Here is a 16,126-nt window from a genome sequence, read left to right on the forward strand (position 1 = left end):
ATGGCGCGGAGGACTGACCAGCGGGTTTACGATCAGGCACTTCTAGGGGCGGAAGCCCGGCGCGGCCAGCCCCCCTCCCCCTGGGGGGATAGATCAACTACGCGCTCGAAGAGCGTTCTTGGGCCTCCGCCCCGCTCTCCCGGCCCCGCCCTCCGACCGGTGCCTTCTCCATTGCCCCCACTACGGCTCAGCCGGAGAGCTTCGGCATCCAGCCCGGGAGCGGTTCCGTGCGGTCCAGCCAGTCCTGGGGCGGCGCGGCGCCCCCTGCCGCGACGATTCCGCCGACGATGGCGCACGTCGTGTCCACGTCACCGCCTGCCTGGGCCGTGACCCAGAGCGCCTGCTCGAAGTCGCCGAGGTGGCGCGCGGCGGCCCACAGCGTGAACGGGACGGTGTCGTGGGCGCTGGTCCGGCGACCGCAGCCCAGGACCGCGGCGACCGTGCCGGCGTTGCCGTAGTCGAGCATGTCCCGGGCCCGCCGCAGACCTGCCTGTACGGCGCTGCGCGGGATCAGCGCCAGCACGTCGTCCAGCAGCGCCTCGGGGCCGCCCGTACGGCCGGGGGCGGCGGCCAGCGCGGCCGCGGCGGCCACCGCCATGGCTCCGACCACCGCTTCGCGGTGCTGGTGGGTGGTGTAGGCCGAGATCTCGGCCTGGTGCGTCGCCTGCTCGGGGTCGTCCGCGTACCAGGCGCCGAGCGGGGCGATGCGCATGGCCGCGCCGTTGCCCCAGGAGCCCTGGCCGTTGAAGAGCGCCGAGGCCAGCTCGCGCCAGTCGCCACCCTCCCGGATCAGCCGGAGCATACGGTTGACCGCCGGACCGTAGCCCCGGTCGAAGTCGTGGTGATCGGCGAAGGACCGGGCGAGTGCGTCCTGGTCGATGCGGCCGTGGTCCGCGAGCACGGCGACGACCGAACAGGCCATCTCCGTGTCGTCGGTCCACTGCCACGGCGACGGCGGCAGCTCGCGGCGCTTGAGGTGGGGGTAGTTGGCGGGAACGAAGAACTGGGAGCCGAGGGCATCGCCCAGGGAAAGTCCGCGCAGGCTGCTGAGAGCCCGCTCGAAGCGGTCTGCGTCACGGTGGTCGGCGCTCATCGGTGTGCACTCTAACCGGTGATGCCGTACGACTCCGGTTCACACCAGCGCTCGAACGGCCGGTCCAGCGTGTACCGGCTGTCCGGGCCCAGGAGCAGTGAGCGCCACTCCGCGTTCCCCGGATTGGACAGACACTCGAACTCCGCCACGGTCCAGTGGAACCACCGCATGCAGAAGAGCCGCATGGTCAGGCCGTGCGTGACGATCAGGACATTGGGCGGGTGGTCCGGGCTCTCGAAGCTGCGCCACAGGCTCTCCAGGAACGCGCCGACGCGGTCGTACACGTCGGCGCCGGACTCCCCCTGCGCGAAACGGTAGAAGAAGTGGCCGTAGGCGTCGCGGTAGACCTTCTGCAGGCGTACGTCCTCGCGGTCCTGCCAGTTGCCCCAGTCCTGCTCACGCAGCCGCGGCTCCTCACGGACCCGGACCCGGTCCATGTCGAGACCGAGCGCCTGGAAGGTCTGGTGCGTGCGGCGGTACGGCGACACGTACGCGGAGATGCCCTCGTCGCCGAACATCGCGCGCAGCGAGCCGCCGGCCTCCTCCGCCTGCCGCAGCCCGTCCTTCGTGAGGCTCAGCGCGTGGTCGGGCTCCCGCTCGTAGACCGTGTCGTCGGTGTTCCCCTCCGATTCTCCGTGCCGGATGAGGACGATGCGTCGGGGCCGTGCCATGCCGCCACCCTAAAACGGTTGCTCTGTACATGCCTCATGCTCCCGGTACCCCGTCCTCACCGGGACAGCCGCACCGTCGCAGCCCGCTCACCCCGTCCTCGCCCTCGGTCACCGGACCTCGCACATCGGCCGCCCGGCCCGTATCTCGTACCGGCGGCCGCCGAAACGACGGCCGAGCAGCCGGTCGTGCGAGACGACGACCAGAGCGCCCGGCCAGACGGCGAGCGCCGCGTCCAGCTCCTCCACCAGGCCGAGCGCCAGGTGATTGGTCGGCTCGTCCAGAAGCAGGAGATCGGCTGGACGGGCCAGCAGGCGGGCCAGGGCCAGTCGGCGCCGCTGCCCCGCCGAGAGGGCTCCCACCGGTACCCGCAAGTCACCTTCCCGGAACAGTCCGAACGACAGCAGAAGTCCGGCCAGCTCTTCCTGGCCCCCGGAGAGGCCGCGGCAGAAGGCCGACAGCAGCCGCTCCCGGGGCCGGGACACCGGTACCTCCTGAGCCAGGTAGCCGATGCGTCCCCGCCGCACGACCGTGCCCGCATCGGGCTGCTGCACCCCCGCCAGCACCCGCAGCAGCGTGCTCTTCCCCGCGCCGTTGGCTCCGTGGACCAGCAGCCGCTCCCCCGCGGCGACGGTCAGTGCGTCCACGGCCAGCCGGTCCCCCACGCGTACGCCGTCCAGCTCGACGAGCGTGCCCTCGGTGTCCCCGGCCGTCGGCCCGGCGCGGAAGCGGAGGGGCTCCGGCGGCTTGGGCACCGGGGCCGCACTCAACCGGCGGAGCCGCTCCTGGGCATTGCGCACCCGGCCGGCCACCGAAGCCTGGACGCGGCCGCCGGCCCGGTCGTACGCCATCTTGTTGTTGTCCTTGATCGCCCGACCCTGGGCAACGGCATGGGCGGCGCCCGCCGCGAACTCCGTCAGCCGCGCGGTCTCGGCGCTCCACTGCTCGTACTCCTGCTCCCAGCGGCGGCGGGCCGCGGTCTTGGCGGCGGTGAACGTGCCGTACCCGCCGCCGTACCGGACGACGGTCCGGCGGTCGGCGTCGACCTCGACGATCGTGCCGGCCACGCGCTGCAGGAAGAGCCGGTCGTGCGAGACCGCGACGATCGTGCCGCGGTGGGCCGTCAACGCGCCCTCCAGCCAGTCCAGCGCCTCCGCGTCGAGGTGGTTGGTCGGCTCATCGAGCAGCATCACCTCCGGTGACGCGGCGATCAGGCAGGCGATCCCCAGCCGGGCCTGCTCCCCGCCGGAGAGGCTGCCGAAGGGCCGGTCCCGCTCCAGGTCTCGCAACCCGAGCCCGTACAGCGCCTTGTCGACCCGCGCGTCGGCTTCGTAGCCACCGCGCAGCTCGAAGATGCCGAGCAGCCGGCCGTACTCCTCCACGTCCTCCGGTCTGCCGGCACCCAGGCGCGCCTCCAGCGTGCGCAGCCGGCCTTCCATGTCGCGCAGCTCCGCCAGGGCCGCGTCCACCGCCTGGCCGACCGTGCAGTCGGCCGGCAGGTCGGGCGTCTGGCCCAGGTAGCCCATACCTCCGTCGGCGATCAGTACGGCGCGGCCCTCGTCCGGCCGCTCCAGGCCCGCCACGATCCGCAGCACGGTCGACTTGCCCGCTCCGTTCTCCCCCACGATGCCGACCCGGTCGCCGGGGCGCACCGACAGGGAGACACCGTCCAGCAGGAGCCGGTCGCCGTAGGACTTGGACACGCCGTGCAGCGCGATCTGGGTGGTCATGCGGGCCCCCTGACTCGACGGTGCGGCACCGCACCCCGAACTCAAACGCTACGCTTGTAGCGTTACGCCGATGATGGCACACCCCGCCGAACTAACGCAACAGGAGTTGCAGTTGTCTGAGGATCCGGAGTCTTCCGCCCCGCGCCCCGGCACCCGCCGCCCGGGCGGCCGCACCGCCCGCACCCGCGCCGCCGTCCGCGACGCCGTGCTGGCCGGCCTGGTCGAACACGGCTACCCCGGCCTGTCCGTCGAGTACGTCGCGGAGCATTCGGGCGTGCACAAGACGACGCTCTACCGCCGCTGGGGCAGCCTCGAAGGGCTGCTGGCCGACGCCCTCGACCTGGCCGGCGAAGACAGCTGGACGCCCCCCGACACGGGGTCGCTGGAAGGCGATCTGCGCGCGCTCGCCCACGAGGTGGTGGAGTCGTTCGCCGACCCGGCCACGTCGGCCTCCGGATCCGCGATCATCGCGGCCGCCTTCCAGTCACAGCAGGCCGCCGAAGCGCTGAGCGCCTATTACGGGGAGCGCTTCAAGCGCTGCGAGCCCTTGGTGCGGCGCGCGGTCGAACGTGGCGAGCTCCCGGCCGCGTGGAAGGACGGCATCGACCCCGGAGCGCTCGCGCGCGCCGCGTGCGCGCCACTCTTCTTCCGCCTTTTCATCACCCGCGAACCGGTCGACGGACACATCGCCGACCAGGCCGCCGCGGCGGCGATGGCAGCCGCCCGCGCCGGAGTCTTCACCCCGTCGAGGGGCAGCACAACCACCGCTTCAGGTGGCGACATGGCCGCACCGAAGGAGATCGACGCGCCCACGTAGCCGTTCGCCGGGCGCCCACCCCTACGGCCGGGCGCCCGCGCAAATGCGCCGCAAGGGCACCCGCACACCCGTGCCCCAGGCCGCCCGCACAGACGGAACCAGCTCCGGTCACACTGTCCACGACGGCTCAAGATCGGCCACATCGCCCGTCACGGCCCGCACATCGGCCTCCGTCTGCGCGCGGAGGCCGAGCCGCTCCACCCGTTCCGGCCGGTATTTCCCCCGCTCGGCCGCCGACTCCCACATCGACAGGATCAGGAACTCCTCCCCAGGAGCGCGCCCCATCAGCCCGCGCAGCATTCCCGGAGAGCCGGCCATGGCCGGATTCCACACCTTCTCCTGCATCAGCATGAAGTGCTCGACCCGGTCGGCACGCACCTGGCAGTGGGCTATCCGCAGCACGTCGGCATCGGCGAACACCGGCCGGAAGCCCACCTTCACATCGAGTTCGTACTCGAACAGGCGCACCCGGGAGTCCTTGAACGTGCCGACCTGGGCCGCGGCCAGCCGGTCGTGCGAGCGCGCCATGAAGGAGTCGTAGAACGCCCTGCTCTCCCAGAAGGCGACCAGATGCGCGACCGACGGCCGTGTCCGGCTCCATCCGCCGCCCTGCCCCCGGAAGCCCGGTTCGCCGAGCAGCCCCGCCCATTTCCGCTGCCCCCTCTCGAACCCCCGGCGGTCCACGACCGTGCATCTAATCCACTTGACCAGCACCGCGCCATCGTACGGCCCGCAGGGGCCCGGCATCACCGCGTGTCACGCTCCCACCACACCGAACTCCCCTACGAGCGCGGGTCGATGGGAGTGATCACTCCGAGCCTCCGCTCCACGGCCTCGGCCGCCTCCAGGCACAGGTCCTCCCGGTAGGCGCGGCCGATGAGCTGCACGCCGTACGGGAGCCCCTCCGTCACCCCGGTCGGCACGGCCACCGCCGGTACGCCCACGAAGCTCGTGGCCGTGCACAGGCGCATCGCCCGCTGGACGCGCGCGTGTCCCTCCTGGTCGCGCACCTCCAGCCCCGGTTCGAAGGGCGGCTCGGTGAAGACGGGGCCCAGCACCAGCGGGTAGGTGTCCAGGAATTCGGCCCACGCCCTCTGGATGCCGAGCCGCGCGCCTGTCAGTCGCAGGTATTCCGGCACGTCCACCGGTACGGCGTCGCGCGCCTCCATCGACATCTCGATGTAGCGATGCCCTTCCTTGCCCAGGAAGTTCCGCACCACGGGCCAGGTAGGGGCGAATTCGGCCAGCGTCATACGGCCGTACACCTCCAGCGCCTCGTCCAGGCGCGGTACGTCCGGGACTTCGCACACCTCGTACCCGGCGTCGCGCAGCGCGTCAGCGGCGTCTTCGACGGCCTTACGGACCGAGGGGTGCACGCCTTTGCCGCCCGGGTCGGTGACCATGGCGACCTTCGTCGGCCGCGGCGCCTGCGCACCGTACAGGGGTACCGGCACAGCCCTCGGGTCCCGCGGATCCGTACCCGCGAGCGCCTCGTAGGCCAGACGCAGGTCACCGACCGTACGAGCCATCGGCCCGTCGACCACCAGCACCTGAGTGGCCAGCGCCGGATCCTCCGGACCGAGACGGTGGTCGGCGGGGAAGCGCCCGTAGGTGGGCTTGAGGCCCGCCACGCCACAGAAGGACGCCGGCAACCGCACCGATCCGCCGGAGTCGTTGCCCAGCCCGATGGCGGCCATGCCGCTGGCCACCGCAGCCCCGTCGCCACCGCTGCTCCCGCCCGGCGTCACGTCCGGCGCCCAGGGGTTGGCGGTGTCCCCGTACAGCTCGCTGCGGGTGTGGATGCCCGCGAGGATGAGCGTGGGCATGTTGCTGTGGCCGATCGGCACGGCGCCCGCGGCACGCAAGCGCGCCACCGGGGGCGCATCGGAGTGGGCGACATGGTGACGGAAGCGTTCCGCGCCGTACGTCGTCGGTACGCCCTCGATGGCGGTGGTCTCCTTGACCGTGAAGGGCACACCGGCGAGCGGCCCCGGGTCCTCGCCCGCGGCGCGGCGCTGGTCCACCGCTGCCGCGTCCGCGCGCGCCCGGTCCGCGAGGAGCTGGGTGACGGCGTTGACGGCCGGGTTGACCTCGGCGATCCGTTCCAGGTGGTGCTCGACCACCTCGACGGCGGTGACCTCTCCGCTCCGTACGGCGGCCGCCTGGGCCCCGGCCGACAGCTTCCACAGCGCCTGCTGCGCTCCCACTTCGTACTCCTTCGTCTTCAGATGCCCCATGACGGGTGCGGGCCCACCGCCCACACGTTCCGATGCAAGTGCATCACATCGTACCCTTGTCATCGATACACACGCATCGCATTACCGGGAGCGCCGCATGCCCAAGCAGGTGGACCACGAGAGCCGCCGCCGGCAGATCGCCGAGGCCGTCTGCCGTCTCGCCGACGAGCACGGCCTGGAGGGCGTCACCCTGCGGGACGTGGCGGCGCGCGCCGACGTGTCCATGGGGGCGGTCCAGCGCTGCTTCCGCACCAAGGAGGAGATGCTGGTCTTCGCGCTCGGCCACATCGGCGCGCGGATCTCCGCGCGGGTGGTGGCGCGGCTCACCGAGTCCCCCGCGCAGTCGGCCCGTACGGCACTCGGGCACGCGACCACCGAAATCTCCCTGCTGCACCCCGAGCACCGGGCCGAGGCACGCGTCTGGCTCGCCTTCGTCGCCCAGGCCGCGGTCAGCCCCGCGCTCGCCGAGATCCTGCGTCGCAACTACGCCGACCTGCACGGCCTGTTCACGCGCCTGATCACCGAGGCCACCGCGTCGCCCGACGCGGAGCGCGAGGCGCGCACCCTGCTGGCCCTCACCGACGGCCTGACCACCCATGCCCTGATCGGTCACCTCTCTCCGGAAGCGGCGCTCGACGCCCTGGACAGCCACTTGGCGCGCCTCTGGGGCGACCTGGCCACCTGACCGCGCCGGCCCGTGAGCAGGCTCCCGGTCAAGGACGCTCCCCCTCCCCGCCTCCTCGTGGAGCGCTGCAACCGCCGTGCGCTACCGGGAAGGCTCCCTGAGCATCCCTCTGGGCATCGAGCCCCTCAAGGCCATCACGCAGGCGAGGTACTCCGATCGGGACCTCAGCGGCCAGGCCCTACTGACACTCCAGTCGCGCACGACCATGACGCAGACCGTCGGCACGGACACGCTGCCGCCCCGGCCGACGGGCCAGGACGCGACCTTGCCGGCACTGCGCATGCCTGGGGTGGACGACGCCACTCGTCAACTTGCCGCCCACGGCGCCAAGATCGCGGCGCAGCCGCAGGACCGCCCTGACCTGGACCTCAACCTGCGTACGCCCCACCCTCATACCCCGGACGGGGGACTGATGGAACTCCAGTCGTACTGAAAACGTCGGAGGAGCAGTACGCGTACCAGTCCTGGCGACCGGACAGCGTCGCCCCGACCGCCGGGGCAGGGCGTGCGGAGCGTGACACCATTGGTGGAACGCCTTGCACAGCCCGGGAGTTGCAACACCGGAAGGGATCTCTGTGAGCAGCCTCAACAAAGGGATCGGCAAAGTCGAAGTGACCCTCAAGTGGGACCCGAGCCCCGCGGGCACGCCGGCCCACGACCTGGACCTCATCGCCGCGACCTACACGACGGACGACCCGCGCGGAACGCCCGGCTACCTCGTGCACTTCGACAGCCGCTCGCCCGACGGCACCATCGTCCTCAGCCGCGACAGCCGCACCGGCCTGGGCCTCGGCACCGACGAGGCCATGGTGCTGGAGCTGAACCGGCTGGCGGACATCTACGCACGCGTGGTCGTCGGCGTGGCCATTCAGCAGCGTGGCGGGCGCAAGACGTTCGGGGAGGTGGCCAATACCGCCTTCCGCGTCAACGAGGGTTACGACGAGCTGGCAGCAGGCGACTTTGCGGCGGTCGCCGGGACCACCGCGGCGGTGATAGCGGAATTCGACCGTGACGCGTCGGGCAAATGGCGGTTCCACCCCTCCGTACGGGGCTTCGACACCGACCCGGAAACCTTCGTCACCGTCATGGGCGCCTGAAAGACATCACACACTGACTCCGCGGAGGAAACGCCGTCGGACGCATCTCTCCGCCTTGCCTTCAGGTAGGCCGACGGGCCTCGCACACGAACGCAGGGTGGGGAGCCGGAATTCCGGCTCCCCACCCTGGTCACTCAGTCACCCCGAGGGCGTCCGACCTCAGCTGCACCCGCTGGTCGAGCCGCAGCCCTCGCACAGGTAGCAGCTGCCCGCGCGCTGCATCTTCGTGCCGCAGGAGAAGCACAGTGGAGCGTCGGCGTTGATGCCGAGCTGCATCTCCACCAGTTCCGCGTTGGTGTGCGCCTGCTTGGGGGCCGGAGCCGCGGTCTCCTCGACGATCTCGTTCGTCGAGGCCTCCTTCGCGGACTCCAGGCGGCGCGGCGCCGACTGGGCCAGGCTCTCGACGTCCAGCTCCTCCTCCTCGACCGGCTCGTACGAACCGGTCTCCAGGTGGCGCTGGCGCTCCTCGACGGAGTGGATGCCGAGCGCGGAGCGGGTCTCGAAGGGCAGGAAGTCCAGCGCCAGGCGGCGGAAGATGTAGTCGACGATCGACTGCGCCATCCGCACGTCCGGGTCGTCCGTCATGCCGGCCGGCTCGAAGCGCATGTTGGTGAACTTCGAGACGTACGTCTCCAGCGGCACGCCGTACTGGAGGCCCACCGAGACGGCGATGGAGAAGGCGTCCATCATGCCCGCCAGGGTCGAGCCCTGCTTGGACATCTTCAGGAAGACCTCGCCCAGACCGTCGTCCGGGTAGGAGTTGGCGGTCATGTAGCCCTCGGCGCCGCCGACCGTGAACGAGGTGGTGATGCCGGGACGGCCCTTGGGCAGACGCTTGCGGACCGGACGGTACTCGACGACCTTCTCGGCCGGCTTCTCCTCGGCCTTCTTCTCCTCCTCCTTCTTCTTGGCGGAGAGCGGCTGGCCGACCTTGCAGTTGTCGCGGTAGATCGCCAGCGCCTTCAGGCCGAGCTTCCAGCCCTCGAAGTAGACCTCCTCGACCTCCTCGACGGTGGCCGACTCGGGCAGGTTGACGGTCTTGGAGATCGCGCCGGACAGGAACGGCTGGGCCGCCGCCATCATCCGTACGTGGCCCATGGCCGAGATGGAGCGCTCGCCCATGGCGCAGTCGAAGACCTCGTAGTGGGCGGGGTCCAGGCCGGGGGCGTCGATCACGTTGCCGTTCTCGGCGATGTGGGCGACGATCGCCTCGACCTGCTCCGGCTGGTAGCCGAGCCGCTTGAGCGCCTTGGGGACCGTGTTGTTCACGATCTGCATGGAGCCGCCGCCGACCAGCTTCTTGAACTTGACCAGGGCCAGGTCCGGCTCGACGCCCGTGGTGTCGCAGTCCATCATCAGGCCGATGGTGCCGGTCGGCGCGAGCACCGACGCCTGCGCGTTGCGGAAGCCGTTCTTGTCGCCGAGGCGGATGACGTCCTGCCACGCCTCGGTGGCCGCGGCCCAGACCGGGGTGTCCAGGTCGTCCATGCGCTTGGCGGCGCCGTTGGCGTCCGAGTGCTGCTTCATGACGCGCTTGTGGGCGTCGGCGTTGCGGGCGTAACCGTCGTACGGGCCGACGACCGCGGCCAGCTCGGCGGAGCGCTTGTAGGAGGTGCCGGTCATCAGGGAGGTGATGGCACCGGCCAGGGCGCGGCCGCCGTCCGAGTCGTACGCGTGGCCGGTGGCCATCAGCAGGGCGCCGAGGTTGGCGTAGCCGATGCCCAGCTGGCGGAAGGCGCGGGTGGTCTCACCGATCTTCTCGGTGGGGAAGTCCGCGAAGCAGATGGAGATGTCCATCGCGGTGATGACCAGCTCGACGACCTTCGCGAAGCGCTCGGCGTCGAACGACTGGTTGCCCTTGTCGTCGTCGCGCAGGAACTTCATCAGGTTCAGCGAGGCCAGGTTGCACGAGGAGTTGTCCAGGTGCATGTACTCGCTGCACGGGTTCGAGGCGGTGATCCGGCCCGACTCCGGCGAGGTGTGCCAGTGGTTGATCGTGTCGTCGTACTGGATGCCGGGGTCGGCGCACGCCCAGGCGGCCTCCGCCATCTTGCGGAACAGGCCCTTGGCGTCGATCTCCTCGATGACCTCGCCGTTCATCCGGCCGCGCAGGCCGAACTTCGAGCCGGTCTCGACGGCCTTCATGAACTCGTCGTTCACGCGGACGGAGTTGTTGGCGTTCTGGTACTGGACGGACGTGATGTCGTCGCCGCCCAGGTCCATGTCGAAGCCCGCGTCACGCAGGGCGCGGACCTTCTCCTCCTCCTTCACCTTGGTGTCGATGAAGGCCTCGACGTCCGGGTGGTCCACGTCCAGGACGACCATCTTGGCGGCGCGGCGGGTGGCGCCGCCCGACTTGATCGTTCCGGCGGACGCGTCGGCGCCGCGCATGAAGGAGACCGGACCCGAGGCGTTGCCGCCGGAGGACAGCAGTTCCTTGGAGGAGCGGATGCGAGAGAGGTTCAGGCCGGCGCCGGAGCCGCCCTTGAAGATCATCCCCTCTTCCTTGTACCAGTCCAGGATCGAGTCCATGGAGTCGTCGACGGAGAGGATGAAGCACGCGCTGACCTGCTGCGGCTGCTTCGTGCCGACGTTGAACCACACCGGGGAGTTGAAGCTGAAGACCTGGTGGAGCAGGGCGTACGCCAGCTCGTGCTCGAAGATCTCGGCGTCCGCCGGGGAGGCGAAGTAGCCGTTGTCCTCGCCGGCCTTCGTGTAGGTCTTGACGACCCGGTCGATGAGCTGCTTGAGGCTCGATTCCCGGGTGTCGGAGCCCACCGCGCCGCGGAAGTACTTGCTCGTGACGATGTTGACCGCGTTCACCGACCAGAAGTCGGGGAACTCGACGCCACGCTGCTCGAAGTTGACCGAGCCGTCGCGCCAGTTGGTCATGACGACGTCACGGCGCTCCCACGTCACCTCGTCGTACGGATGCACGCCGGGAGTGGTGTGGATGCGCTCGATGCGCAGACCCTTGCTCGCCTTGCTGCCCTTGGCGCGGGAGCCTCGTGCCGGGCCGCTCGTCGTCTCTGTCATTCCGCCTCCCTGTACGGGCAAACGCCCATATGTGCGCACATTCTTCCCGTGGCACGGTGTGTGTCTGTCTGCAACCAGGACTCCTGCATATGCCCTGGTCAGGTCTGTGGTGCGCCGATCTCAGTCGGCGGCGGTGGCAGGCACCGGGACCGCCGGCTGCCCGGCGCCCCCTTCGCATCCGCACTCCCGCGCGGGCGGCTCCTGATCGCGCTGCTCCCGCAGCTCGGCGATGGCCGCCTCGAAGTCCTCCAGCGAATCGAAGGCCCGGTAGACGCTCGCGAAGCGCAGGTACGCGACGAGGTCGAGTTCCTGCAGCGGGCCCAGTATGGCCAGCCCGACGTCGTGGGTGGACAGCTCGGCGCTGCCGGTGGCGCGTACCGCCTCCTCGACCCGCTGCCCCAGCTTGGCGAGGGCGTCCTCGGTGACCGGCCGGCCCTGGCATGCCTTGCGCACGCCGGCGATGACCTTGTTACGACTGAAGGGCTCGGTGACCCCGCTCCGCTTGATCACCATGAGTGACGCCGTCTCGATGGTCGTGAAGCGGCGGGAGCAGTCCGGGCACTGGCGGCGCCGGCGGATCGAAGTGCCGTCGTCGGTGGTGCGGCTGTCGACCACCCGGCTGTCGGGGTGCCTGCAGAAGGGGCAATGCATGAATTCACCCTCCTCACCCTCGAAAAATTACGGTCGTACGCCCATGGTCCCGGCGTACGGCTGATGACCTCCGGGCCGCCCTCACGGGCCCCTCGGAGCGACCCCAAGCATAGGCGATCCCCAGAGCCTCGAAAGACACCGGCACCACAACTTGTAGGCGGTCGTAGTCATCAAAGCACTACATGTGGTGTCGGTGGATCATCCGCACCCACAGCGTGTCGAGGCGGGGCGGGCCGTCTGCGGCCGCTCACAGGGCCGCCGACGAGGGTACGGGACGGGCCCCGGGGACGCCTCCGGCGGGGCGGGGATGGCAGAATCGGCATGTCGCGGCACCCGGACCGGACCCGGCGGGACGGCGCGCGCCCCCTGCTATCAGCTCGGGGCGAAGAGTACCGCAATGACCCGAATTGCCTTTCGGCTATACACCTAAGCCCGTGATCAGGTCAGCTAATCCGGAAATTTTCACTCGAACGTGTGTTTGGCGCAACCTTTCGAAAGCAACTACCGTTGGCTAACTAGGGAGCACATTCCGAGAGGGGCCGACGTGACCACCACCGCAGACAGCGCCACCATCACCGCCCAGAGCCACTCCCAGAGCCGATTCGATCCGACCCGGAAACCGCCGATGGACGACGCGATGAATCCCGAGGGGCAGAAGCCAGCCCGCTCACTGCCCGGCCGTCCTCCAGGCATCCGCGCCGACAGTTCGGGACTCACCGACCGCCAGCGCCGGGTCATCGAGGTCATCCGGGATTCCGTCCAGCGCCGCGGCTATCCGCCGTCCATGCGCGAGATCGGCCAGGCGGTCGGGCTGTCCAGCACCTCGTCCGTCGCCCACCAGCTCATGGCTCTGGAGCGCAAGGGATTCCTGCGCCGCGACCCGCACCGCCCCCGGGCGTACGAGGTCCGCGGCTCCGACCAGCCGAGCAGCGCACCCACCGACACGACCGGCAAACCCGCCGCATCCTACGTCCCGCTCGTCGGCCGGATCGCCGCCGGCGGCCCCATCCTCGCCGAGGAGTCGGTCGAGGACGTCTTCCCGCTGCCCCGGCAGCTGGTCGGCGACGGCGAACTGTTCGTGCTGAAGGTCGTCGGCGACTCGATGGTCGAGGCCGCGATCTGCGACGGCGACTGGGTCACGGTCCGCCGCCAGCCCGTCGCGGAGAACGGCGACATCGTCGCGGCCATGCTCGACGGCGAGGCCACGGTCAAGCGCTTCAAGCGCGAGGACGGCCACGTATGGCTGCTCCCGCACAACTCCGCGTACCAGCCCATCCCCGGTGACGAGGCCACCATCCTCGGCAAGGTGGTGGCAGTGCTGCGGCGGGTCTGACCCACCCCTCGACCGAGCCCCGGGACCACTGCGCCGGTCCCGGGGCTCGGTTTTGCGCGCAGGTCGCCCTTGCGCCTAAACCGGCGCCGCTTTCGCGGAGGGGATTGCTCGGGGTGGGGGGTGCTCAATTGATGGCGGGGTTTAATGCGGGGCGGCGTGGGCGCGAGGTGGTTGTGCGTTCGCCCGAGAGTTTCCGACCGTCTCGGTGACGGATGCTTGGGGCTCGCGGGGCCCGTATGCACGAGGGAGGGTGACGGGTGGGCTGGGCGTGGCTGCGGGAGATCGACGGGGTATGGGCGAGTGCTCGTTCCGTCGAGGTGTGTTCGATGCGGCCCGAAGCCGTTCAGCGGGATGTGCTGGTGGGCAATGCGGCAGACATCGCCGAGCTGGCCGGTCTGCTGGAAGTCGTCCCGACACGCTCCGCCTTCGTGTGCATGTGCCCGGGCGACCTGCGGTTCACCGTTCGCGGGGAGATGGGGAAGGACCTCGGTGTACTGACCCACCACCTTGGCGGAGGGCTGGAGTGGGAGCGATGGGGCGGCGAGCGTCCCCTCGTCCATCCTCGGGGGCTGGCGCGGTGGCTGGCCGAACACGGGGTGGTCGGCATGTTTCCGGCGCAGGCCCGGTGAGGTGGGCACGTCGGCCCGTTGCGTCGCATTGCTGTGGGGCGGGTGGGTGGGCTGGTACCGGGGACTGAATACGGCTGCTGGAGGGCCTGTGCTGCCGTTTCCGCCCCCGGGCGAGGCCTTGGCCCGCCTCCCAGGCCATGAGCCCGCTACAGACTCCGGCCCCGCTCTTACGCCTCTTCCGCGGCCTTGGCCGCCGCGTCGATGGCGGCCAGGGAGCGGCGGACCTGGTTGCGGTCGGTGGTGTACCAGAATTCGGGCATGGACTTGCGCAGGAAGGAGCCGTAGCGGGCGCGCTCGACGCGTGGGTCCAGTACTGCGACGACGCCGCGGTCGCCCGTGGCGCGTACGAGGCGGCCCGCTCCCTGCGCCATGAGGAGGGCGGCGTGGGTCGCCGCCACCGCCATGAAGCCGTTGCCGCCGGCCTCCTCCACGGCCTTCTGCCGGGCGCTCATCAGGGGGTCGTCGGGGCGCGGGAAGGGCACCCGGTCCATGACCACGAGCTGGCAGTTCGGGCCCGGCACGTCGACGCCCTGCCACAGGGAGAGCGTCCCGAACAAGCACGTACGGGCGTCCGCGGCGAAGGTGCGGATCAGTTCGCCGAGGGTCTCCTCGCCCTGGAGGAGGATCGGCATGTCCAGCCGTCCGCGGAGGTTCTCGGCGGCGGCCTGGGCCGCGCGCATGGAGGAGAACAGGCCGAGGGTGCGGCCGCCGGCGGCCTCGATCAGTTCGGCCAGCTCGTCGAGCATGTCCGTACGGCTGCCCTCGCGGCCCGGCTGGGCCAGGTGCTTGGCGACGTACAGGATGCCCTGCTTGCCGTAATCGAACGGCGAGCCGACGTCCAGGCCCTTCCACTGCGGGACGTCCTCGCCCTCCGTGCCCTCCGGGGCGAGCCCCAGGGAGGCGCCGACCCCGTTGAAGTCCCCCCCCAGCTTGAGCGTGGCTGACGTGAGCACGACAGAGCGGTCCGCGAAGAGCTTCTCGCGCAGCAGACCGGAGACCGACAGGGGCGCGACGCGCAGGGAGGCGCCGAAGCGGTCATGGCGCTCGTACCAGACGACGTCGTACTCGGAACCGTTGGCGATGCGCTCGGCGACCGCGTGCACGTTCTCCACGGAGGCCAGGGCCTGCTTGCGGACGGCGTCCTCGTCCTGAACGGACTTGTCGCGGGTCGCGCCGAGGGCCGAGATCACCGTACGGGCCGCGTCCCGCAGCGCCATCAGGCAGTAGCCCAGGTCCTCGGGGATCTCCTCCAGGCGGCCGGGCAGGGCCAGCTCCATCAGGCGCTCGAAGGTCTCCGAGGCGGTCTGGAGCTGGTCGGCGGCCTTCTCGTTGACCAGCTTGGCTGCACGCTTGACCGCCCGGTTGACCTGGCCGGGGGTGAGCTCCCCGGTGGCCACGCCGGTGACACGGGAGACCAGCTCGTGGGCCTCGTCGACGATCAGTACGTCGTGCTGCGGCAGCACCGGAGCGCCCTCGATGGCGTCGATGGCCAGGAGGGCATGGTTGGTGACGATCACATCGGCGAGCTTGGCGCGCTCGCGGGCGGCCTCGGCGAAGCACTCCGCGCCGTACGCGCACTTCGAGGCGCCCAGACACTCCCGCGAGGAGACCGACACCTGGCCCCAGGCGCGGTCGGAGACGCCGGGGGTGAGATCGTCGCGGTCACCGGTCTCGGTCTCGTCCGCCCAGTCGCGCAGCCGCAGCAGGTCCTTGCCCAGCTTGCTGGTGGGCGTCGCGTTCTCGAAGGGGTCGAAGAGGCCCTCCTCCTCTTCCTGCGGGACGCCTTCGTGCAGCCGGTGCAGGCAGACGTAGTTCGAGCGGCCCTTGAGCATGGCGAACTGCGGTCGGCGGCGCAGCTGCGGGTGCAGGGCCTCGACCGTACGCGGCAGGTCGCGCTCGACCAGCTGGCGCTGGAGCGCGAGGGTCGCTGTGGCGACGACCACACGGTCGCCGTGGGCCAGCGCCGGCACCAGATAGCCGAGCGACTTTCCGGTGCCGGTACCGGCCTGTACGAGCAGGTGGGAACCGTCGTCGACCGCTTCGGCGACGGCTTCGGCCATGGCGATCTGGCCGGGGCGCTCGGTGCCGCCGACAGCGGTGACGGCGGCGTGCAGCAGATCGGGGAGGGAGGGCTTCGTCATAGCGCTGC

14 protein-coding genes are annotated in these 16,126 nt (G+C 70.6%); 6 read left to right on the forward strand and 8 right to left on the reverse strand.

The window, feature by feature from the left end; translation table 11 throughout:
* Positions 1 to 187: 187 nt before the first annotated feature.
* The 3 genes from ACZ4Z1_RS24575 to ACZ4Z1_RS24585 form a co-directional block, all read right to left on the reverse strand.
* The gene (locus ACZ4Z1_RS24575) at positions 188 to 1,093 is read right to left on the reverse strand and encodes an ADP-ribosylglycohydrolase family protein (RefSeq protein ID WP_468488759.1); all 906 of its coding nucleotides are present in this window, start codon (positions 1,091 to 1,093) and stop codon (positions 188 to 190) included.
* 11 nt (positions 1,094 to 1,104) lie between these two features.
* The gene (locus ACZ4Z1_RS24580) at positions 1,105 to 1,764 is read right to left on the reverse strand and encodes a histidine phosphatase family protein (RefSeq protein ID WP_468488760.1); all 660 of its coding nucleotides are present in this window, start codon (positions 1,762 to 1,764) and stop codon (positions 1,105 to 1,107) included.
* Positions 1,765 to 1,872: 108 nt separating this feature from the next.
* Entirely contained in the window at positions 1,873 to 3,492 is a 1,620-nt protein-coding gene (locus ACZ4Z1_RS24585) for an ABC-F family ATP-binding cassette domain-containing protein (protein ID WP_468488761.1), read from the reverse strand.
* Between the two features lie 73 nt (positions 3,493 to 3,565).
* Here ACZ4Z1_RS24585 and ACZ4Z1_RS24590 point away from each other — a divergent pair, with 73 nt between their 5' ends.
* Entirely contained in the window at positions 3,566 to 4,309 is a 744-nt protein-coding gene (locus tag ACZ4Z1_RS24590; RefSeq protein WP_468488831.1) for a TetR/AcrR family transcriptional regulator, read from the forward strand.
* Positions 4,310 to 4,417: 108 nt separating this feature from the next.
* Here the strand turns inward: ACZ4Z1_RS24590 and ACZ4Z1_RS24595 are convergent, their stop codons facing one another.
* Together ACZ4Z1_RS24595 and ACZ4Z1_RS24600 are read right to left on the reverse strand one after the other, a co-directional pair.
* Positions 4,418 to 5,023, reverse strand: coding sequence for a YdbC family protein (locus ACZ4Z1_RS24595; RefSeq protein ID WP_385234997.1), 606 nt, complete (start codon positions 5,021 to 5,023; stop codon positions 4,418 to 4,420).
* Positions 5,024 to 5,091: 68 nt separating this feature from the next.
* On the reverse strand, positions 5,092 to 6,546 hold the full coding sequence (locus tag ACZ4Z1_RS24600) for an amidase (RefSeq protein WP_468488762.1): 1,455 nt from the start codon (positions 6,544 to 6,546) through the stop codon (positions 5,092 to 5,094).
* A gap of 97 nt (positions 6,547 to 6,643) precedes the next feature.
* Between ACZ4Z1_RS24600 and ACZ4Z1_RS24605 the strand changes: the two genes are divergently transcribed.
* From ACZ4Z1_RS24605 to ACZ4Z1_RS24615, 3 genes are all read left to right on the forward strand, one after another.
* Positions 6,644 to 7,231, forward strand: coding sequence for a TetR/AcrR family transcriptional regulator (locus ACZ4Z1_RS24605; RefSeq protein WP_468488763.1), 588 nt, complete (start codon positions 6,644 to 6,646; stop codon positions 7,229 to 7,231).
* A gap of 76 nt (positions 7,232 to 7,307) precedes the next feature.
* Positions 7,308 to 7,664 carry a glyoxalase/bleomycin resistance/extradiol dioxygenase family protein gene (locus ACZ4Z1_RS24610; protein WP_468488764.1) on the forward strand — a complete coding sequence of 119 codons (357 nt, stop codon included), beginning with the start codon at positions 7,308 to 7,310 and terminating at the stop codon, positions 7,662 to 7,664.
* 142 nt (positions 7,665 to 7,806) lie between these two features.
* Positions 7,807 to 8,328 carry a TerD family protein gene (locus ACZ4Z1_RS24615; protein WP_468488765.1) on the forward strand — a complete coding sequence of 174 codons (522 nt, stop codon included), beginning with the start codon at positions 7,807 to 7,809 and terminating at the stop codon, positions 8,326 to 8,328.
* Positions 8,329 to 8,487: 159 nt separating this feature from the next.
* On the opposite strand, the gene ACZ4Z1_RS24620 is transcribed toward ACZ4Z1_RS24615, so the two are convergent.
* Positions 8,488 to 11,364 (reverse strand): vitamin B12-dependent ribonucleotide reductase, encoded by a 2,877-nt coding sequence (locus ACZ4Z1_RS24620; protein ID WP_468488766.1) that lies wholly within the window; start codon positions 11,362 to 11,364, stop codon positions 8,488 to 8,490.
* 120 nt (positions 11,365 to 11,484) lie between these two features.
* A complete protein-coding gene (nrdR, locus tag ACZ4Z1_RS24625; RefSeq protein WP_468488767.1) occupies positions 11,485 to 12,015 on the reverse strand; it encodes a transcriptional regulator NrdR in 531 nt (176 codons plus the stop codon).
* Between the two features lie 544 nt (positions 12,016 to 12,559).
* On the opposite strand from nrdR, the gene lexA reads away from it, so the two are divergent.
* Both lexA and ACZ4Z1_RS24635 read left to right on the forward strand, forming a co-directional pair.
* Positions 12,560 to 13,348, forward strand: coding sequence for a transcriptional repressor LexA (gene lexA / locus ACZ4Z1_RS24630; protein ID WP_365845266.1), 789 nt, complete (start codon positions 12,560 to 12,562; stop codon positions 13,346 to 13,348).
* Positions 13,349 to 13,605: 257 nt separating this feature from the next.
* A complete protein-coding gene (locus ACZ4Z1_RS24635; RefSeq protein WP_468488768.1) occupies positions 13,606 to 13,977 on the forward strand; it encodes a hypothetical protein in 372 nt (123 codons plus the stop codon).
* Positions 13,978 to 14,144: 167 nt separating this feature from the next.
* Here ACZ4Z1_RS24635 and ACZ4Z1_RS24640 read toward each other — a convergent pair whose 3' ends face one another.
* Positions 14,145 to 16,118, reverse strand: coding sequence for an ATP-dependent DNA helicase (locus tag ACZ4Z1_RS24640; RefSeq protein ID WP_468488769.1), 1,974 nt, complete (start codon positions 16,116 to 16,118; stop codon positions 14,145 to 14,147).
* Between the last annotated feature and the right edge of the window lie 8 nt (positions 16,119 to 16,126).

Source organism: Streptomyces sp. NPDC030165, assembly GCF_055573595.1.

Bases quoted from the DNA above. Each gene is read 5' to 3' on its own strand.
- ACZ4Z1_RS24605 (WP_468488763.1), top strand. From the start codon at position 6,644: ATGCCCAAGCAGGTGGACCACGAGAGCCGCCGCCGGCAGATCGCCGAG.
- ACZ4Z1_RS24640 (WP_468488769.1), bottom strand. From the start codon at position 16,118: ATGACGAAGCCCTCCCTCCCCGATCTGCTGCACGCCGCCGTCACCGCT.
- ACZ4Z1_RS24620 (WP_468488766.1), bottom strand. From the start codon at position 11,364: ATGACAGAGACGACGAGCGGCCCGGCACGAGGCTCCCGCGCCAAGGGC.
- ACZ4Z1_RS24580 (WP_468488760.1), bottom strand. From the start codon at position 1,764: ATGGCACGGCCCCGACGCATCGTCCTCATCCGGCACGGAGAATCGGAG.
- nrdR (WP_468488767.1), bottom strand. From the start codon at position 12,015: ATGCATTGCCCCTTCTGCAGGCACCCCGACAGCCGGGTGGTCGACAGC.
- ACZ4Z1_RS24585 (WP_468488761.1), bottom strand. From the start codon at position 3,492: ATGACCACCCAGATCGCGCTGCACGGCGTGTCCAAGTCCTACGGCGAC.
- ACZ4Z1_RS24590 (WP_468488831.1), top strand. From the start codon at position 3,566: ATGGCACACCCCGCCGAACTAACGCAACAGGAGTTGCAGTTGTCTGAG.
- ACZ4Z1_RS24575 (WP_468488759.1), bottom strand. From the start codon at position 1,093: ATGAGCGCCGACCACCGTGACGCAGACCGCTTCGAGCGGGCTCTCAGC.
- ACZ4Z1_RS24600 (WP_468488762.1), bottom strand. From the start codon at position 6,546: ATGGGGCATCTGAAGACGAAGGAGTACGAAGTGGGAGCGCAGCAGGCG.